This is a genomic window from Methylocaldum sp. (assembly GCF_039794385.1).
GTDB lineage: Bacteria > Pseudomonadota > Gammaproteobacteria > Methylococcales > Methylococcaceae > Methylocaldum.
Genome location: NZ_JBDIVO010000314.1, coordinates 1 through 5,267, shown reverse-complemented (window position 1 = coordinate 5,267; position 5,267 = coordinate 1). Strand labels below are relative to the sequence as shown.

Here is a 5,267-nt window from a genome sequence, read left to right as displayed (position 1 = left end):
CGGTCCAGGAGCTGACCAAGGGCGGTATCCGGTCCTGGTTGGACATCAGCTTGTTCCATACCTTGACCAGGCTGTCCTCGCGGTCTTCGCCGACATAGAAGCGCACCGTCACCAGGGCCTCGCCTTCGCGCGAAGCGGAATACACGTATTCCACGCCGTCCACTTCCCTCAGCAGGGTCTCCAGCGGCGTTGACACCAGTTTTTCGACCTCCTCGGCATCGGCACCGGGCGCGCTGATCAGAACGTCCGCCACCGGCACCACGATCTGCGGTTCTTCCTCGCGCGGCGTCAGCACCAGCGCCGCGAACCCGGCCAGAAAGGAAGCGATCAGCAGCAGTATCGAAAGCTTGGAGGTGATGAACAGCTCGACGATGCGGGCTGTCAAACCCCGCTCGACAGAGGTTTCCGCGCTCATCGGCCGGCCTCCCGGAGCAGCACGGTGTCGCCTTCCTTGAGCCCCGAAAGGATTTCGATCTGGCCATCGTAGCGCTTGCCGGTGCGGACGTGGCGCAGCCGGACCTTATCGTCCACCACCAGCCGCACGCTCTCGAGCTGTCCGACGCGGCTCACGGCGGAAACCGGCAGCAACAGCACCTCGTCCTGACCGCAGGCTTGATAGAGCCAGCCGAACGCGCCGGGCTGCACGGCCGAATCTTCGGGCAAGCGGGCTTTCACCAGCACGGTTCGGGTCTTGGGATCGGCAGCGGGCTGAATTTCGTCCACCACGGCATCGAGTTCTCGTTCCGGATTGGCGACGCGGACCTTGAGTTCATGCCCGATTTCAACCAGGCCGGCACACTCGGCGGGAATGGCGCTCTCGATCCGAAGCCGCTGCGATTCCTGAAGAACCAGTGTCGGCGAACCGGGCAACGCCATGTCGCCCGGCTCCAGACGGCGTTCGACGATGACGCCGTCGAAGGGCGCGCGCAACACCGTTTCCGCCAGTGAAGATTCCGCCTCGCGAATCGCGTCCCTGGCTTCCCGCACTTGCGCTTCGGCGGTCCTCGCCGCCGCCAGGGCGGCATCGAGGGCTTGCCGGGTCGCGGCCTCTTTGTCGTAGAGGTTTTGGATTCGGCGCGCATCCGCACGAGCGCGTCCGGCTTGCGCCTCGGCGGCGGCGAGAGCGGCGCGCGCCTGGCCGAGGCGCGACCGAGTTTCCCGTTCGTCGAGGCGTGCCAGCACTTGGCCTTGCTTGACGCGGTCGCCCGCGCGAACCGTGATTTCCAGAATCCTGCCGGGAATCTTGGGAGCGATCTGCGCCACCGTCCGCGCTGCAACGGTTCCGGGCCAGGCAAAGACTTTCTCGACTTCCTTTCGAATCACCTGGACCGTAGACGCGTTCTTATCAACTCCCCCATCCACCACGGCCTCGCTCACCCCCGGTTCCACCTTGTCCTTAAAGCCTCCCTGCATCCAGACGAGAAGAAGAATCAAAACGGATACCGCGATCAGGGCGTAGATAAGCTTGGTCCGGGAATGCGTGGCATGCGTCATGAATTGGCCTATCGGTTTCTTGCTTGTTCGTAGTCGGGCAAAAGCCCCCGGCACCTGCATGAAAGCCGGCCAGAGCGGGGGTTGAAGAACAGGTTGTCCGGAGACTTTACCGCCAGTGTCCCACCGCCTTCTTCAGCTGCGCTTGCGCCACCTCCGCTTCGTAACGGACGACGATGACGCGCAGGGCGGCATCGGCACGATCGGTTTCCGCTTCCAGATACCGCGTCACGGTAGCAGCGCCGCCTCGATATTGCTCATTGACCAGTCGCAGAGCCTCGTCGGCGGCGGCAGCGCCGGCTTCGGCCACTTTAAGGCGTTGCAGCGCTTCTTCCAGGGTCGTATAGGCGCGCCGGACTTCATCCCCGATCTCCAGCCGGGTGCGCTGCTCCAGGGCCTGAGCTTCGGTCAGCCGGCGTTCCGCCTGGGCGATACGGGCGCTGACCGCGCCGCCCGAGAATAGATCCACCTCGGCGTTGACGCCCAGGGTGACGTTGTCGCGGCTGAACGCGAAATCCGGCGAGCGGCTGTTCTGACCGTAAGCAGCGTAGGCATTGACCCGCGGCCAGCGCGCTCCCCGTTCGGCCTGAAGTTCCTCGCGCCGGATCTGCGACTGATGTATCGCGGCCTGCATCTCGGGACGCTGGGCCAAGGCTTGATCCAGCAGCCGCGCATAATCTTGAGCTGGATGGTCGGCAAGTCTGTCCGCGGGTTCGCGCAGCTCCAGGATTTCGCCCGTCGTGATGCCGAGGAGCGTCTTAAGCGCCGAACGGGACAATTCGATGGCGTTTTGGGCCTTCAACTCGGACTCGCGGGCCTCCGCCGCGCGGACTTCCAAGGATAAAACGTCCGCCTTGAGCGCCATGCCTTCCGCCACCCGATGTTTGGTATGCTCCAGTTCGCGCTCGACGGCCTCGATCGAATGGCGCGCCACATCCACTTGCTGCGGCGCGGACAGCAGCGCGTAATACGCCGCCGTCACTGCCGCAGCCAGACGGTTGCGAATTGCCGAACGTTCCAATTCGGCCGCTTCGACGCCCAATTCGGCGGCTTTCTTCCGATAACTGTCCTGCCCGCCTCGATACAACGACCAGGTGCCGACGATCTCGGGGCGAAAATTTTCCACCCAGCCCGGATGATTGATATCCATGCCGAAGTTAAAACGGCGCTGTGCCACGATATAGGAAAAGGCTTGGGAAGGATCGTCGGAATAGGCGTAACCGACCCGCGCCATAAGCTTGGGATAGAAGTTCGCGGCGGCTTCGGCAACCTTGGCCTCGGCCTCGCCGATCCGGGCGGCGGCCGCGAGAAGATCGGGGTTTTGCTCGAAGGCCAAATCGATGGCTTCCTCCAGCTTGAGCGGATGGCGAGCGCTTGTTTCCGCCAGCGCGTCTGCGGCAGACCCGGCTCCGACCAGTATCAGACAGAGTGTCGCACCCGCGGCCAAAAGTCTCGACTGGGAAAGCTTCAAACTCATATCCTGCCTTTACTCCTCATCGTCTTGCGCCTTGATGCTTGAAAACCGCCAAGTGCTTCGAAACTCGAATGCCTACCCCGGATCTGTCGCCACACTCCGTAATGCGAATACCGCTCGATCATGGACAAGCAAAAATATAAGCATTTGCTAATATTTAATCAAGTCCGCATCCTGTTCGAAAGGATTGCACCCCCTCGGGATGTTCGATAGCTTTTTAATGTTCGCCCCTCTGCCCGCAGTCTCGCGCGCGCGAATGAAGAGGGCACCGACCGTTTCACGAACGGAATTTACAACACGTACCACAGGAAAGCATCTCAATGTCCCAGGAAAGAGATTTCGTTCCCCTCAACATCGCGATATTGACGGTATCCGACACGCGCACGGAAGACACCGATGTTTCCGGGAAAACCCTGGTCGACCGGCTAAGCGCCGCCGGACATCGCCTGGCGGATAAACGCATCGTAGCCGACGACATCTACCGAATCCGCGCCGTGGTATCGGAATGGATCGCCTCCGAGACGATACAGGTCGTCATCACCACCGGCGGCACCGGCGTGACCGGACGGGACGGCACACCGGAAGCGGTTTCAGTCCTGTTCGACAAGACTCTGGACGGATTCGGCGAGGTTTTTCGCGCCGTCTCGTATCAAGATATCAAGACGTCCACGATTCAGTCCCGCGCCGTTGCCGGGGTAGCCAACGGGACCTATATCTTCTGTCTGCCGGGCTCTTCGGGCGCATGTCGAACCGCTTGGGACCAGCTCATTCGAGATCAGCTCGATTACCGTACCCGTCCGTGCAATCTGGTGGAATTGATGCCCCGCTTGCTGGAGAAATGAGCCGAACAGGGAGTGCGCGACGACGCTGACAACTTAAGTAAACACCCATGAACCGCAGCCAACTCGAATCCGGAGCATCCTCATGACCCAGCTTACGCTTGCCGCCTTGTTTTTCGTCGGCATTCATTTCTTGATCGCCGGCACCCGATGGCGGGATCGGCTGATCGAGAAATACGGCGAGCGGATCTACCGCATCGGTTTTTCCAGCCTTTCGCTGCTCGGCCTAGTCTGGCTGATTTACGCCTACCGCCGTGCGCCTTACATCGAAACCTGGGGACAGCTCGCGTGGTTCAAACCCGTCGCGGCGCTTTTGATGCTGGTCGCTTTTTTCCTGGCTGTCGCCGGCGTAACGACACCCAATCCGACTGCGGTAAACGGTGAGTCTCTACTCTCTGAAGCAGAGCCGGCACGAGGCATTCTGCGGATCACCCGTCATCCCTTTCTTTGGGGAATCGGCCTGTGGGCCGTCGTGCACCTGATCGCCAACGGCGATGCCGCAGCACTCGTACTGTTCGGGTCCTTGCTGATCCTAACGATAGGTGGAACCCGCTCGATAGACGCCAAGCGTCAAAGGCACTTCGGAGAGCAATGGGCGAAATTCACGGCCGTTACATCCAATATACCTTTCAACGCCATCCGAGAAGGGCGCAATCAGCTCAAATTGACCGAGATCGGTTGGTGGCGCATCACGCTGGCCGTAGTGCTTTATCTCGCAATACTGCATTTCCACAGCAAACTATTCGGAGTTTCGCCGCTCTTCTGAGTTTATTAATCTGGCCCGTAAATACCCTCCTGGTATTTCGGGCCGGCGCCCAGGCCGCTACACGCTTAGGCCTTGGCTCACGAGGCTGGTCGCCGCGCCGGGGCGCATCCCTGCCCCGGATTAACCCGGTCTATATTGATAGGCCGGGTTAATAACAGCACCGGGATCAAGTCCCGAAATTTTGCATCGAAACTTGAGATTCTTGAAATTTAGGAGTCACGGCAATGAACGACGATACTTTCAACATGGACATCCGCAAGTTCCTGAAAAAGGTCGGTGTGACTTCGCAGCGGGAGATCGAGCTGGCCGTGCACGACGCGCTGCAAGCCGGCAAGCTCGTCGGAAACGAGAAATTCGCCGTCAAGATGACCTTGGAAGTTCCGGCCCTGAACATCCATCACGTCATAGACGGCGAGATCGCTCTGGAGTAGTCCCTTCAAACACGTTCGTCGGCAAAGGATTGCCGACCTACGAATGGGTACGGGCGGTGTCCCCGTCCACGCCGCTATAAAGCGATGAAAAACGCTCTAGCGCGCCGCCCCTCGACGGCGGGCTCAGCCGCAATGCTATTAAGTTAAGCCGTCATTCCGGCAGGGATTGCTCACCCCATCCCTGGGGTTCGTCCTACGGACCGTGCTCCGCACGTCCAAATTTGCTCCTGGCAAATTTGTGCCGGACAAATCGGCAGGATGGCCGA

General features: G+C 60.5%; 6 protein-coding genes. 3 read left to right on the top strand and 3 right to left on the bottom strand.

All coding sequences use genetic code 11. From position 1 onward, the window contains the following. From ABJK70_RS19570 to ABJK70_RS19560, 3 genes are all read right to left on the bottom strand, one after another. The coding region (locus tag ABJK70_RS19570) for an efflux RND transporter permease subunit (RefSeq protein ID WP_347258835.1) at nucleotides 1–415 on the bottom strand (415 nt) is incomplete at its 3' end. Further along, nucleotides 412–1,494: an efflux RND transporter periplasmic adaptor subunit gene (locus ABJK70_RS19565; protein WP_347258834.1), complete on the bottom strand. Its 1,083-nt coding sequence runs from the start codon at nucleotides 1,492–1,494 to the stop codon at nucleotides 412–414. The genes ABJK70_RS19565 and ABJK70_RS19570, both read right to left, overlap by 4 nt. A gap of 106 nt (nucleotides 1,495–1,600) precedes the next feature. Continuing rightward, nucleotides 1,601–2,968 (bottom strand): TolC family protein, encoded by a 1,368-nt coding sequence (locus ABJK70_RS19560; RefSeq protein ID WP_347258833.1) that lies wholly within the window; start codon nucleotides 2,966–2,968, stop codon nucleotides 1,601–1,603. Nucleotides 2,969–3,285: 317 nt separating this feature from the next. On the opposite strand from ABJK70_RS19560, the gene moaB reads away from it, so the two are divergent. The 3 genes from moaB (at nucleotide 3,286) to ABJK70_RS19545 (ending at nucleotide 5,001) form a co-directional block, all read left to right on the top strand. Further along, nucleotides 3,286–3,807, top strand: coding sequence for a molybdenum cofactor biosynthesis protein B (gene moaB, locus ABJK70_RS19555; RefSeq protein ID WP_156880752.1), 522 nt, complete (start codon nucleotides 3,286–3,288; stop codon nucleotides 3,805–3,807). Nucleotides 3,808–3,889: 82 nt separating this feature from the next. Continuing rightward, the gene (locus ABJK70_RS19550; protein WP_347258832.1) at nucleotides 3,890–4,570 is read left to right on the top strand and encodes an NnrU family protein; all 681 of its coding nucleotides are present in this window, start codon (nucleotides 3,890–3,892) and stop codon (nucleotides 4,568–4,570) included. A 224-nt stretch (nucleotides 4,571–4,794) separates the two neighbouring features. Beyond that, nucleotides 4,795–5,001, top strand: coding sequence for a DUF6494 family protein (locus ABJK70_RS19545; protein ID WP_077731220.1), 207 nt, complete (start codon nucleotides 4,795–4,797; stop codon nucleotides 4,999–5,001). Nucleotides 5,002–5,267 lie beyond the last annotated feature (266 nt).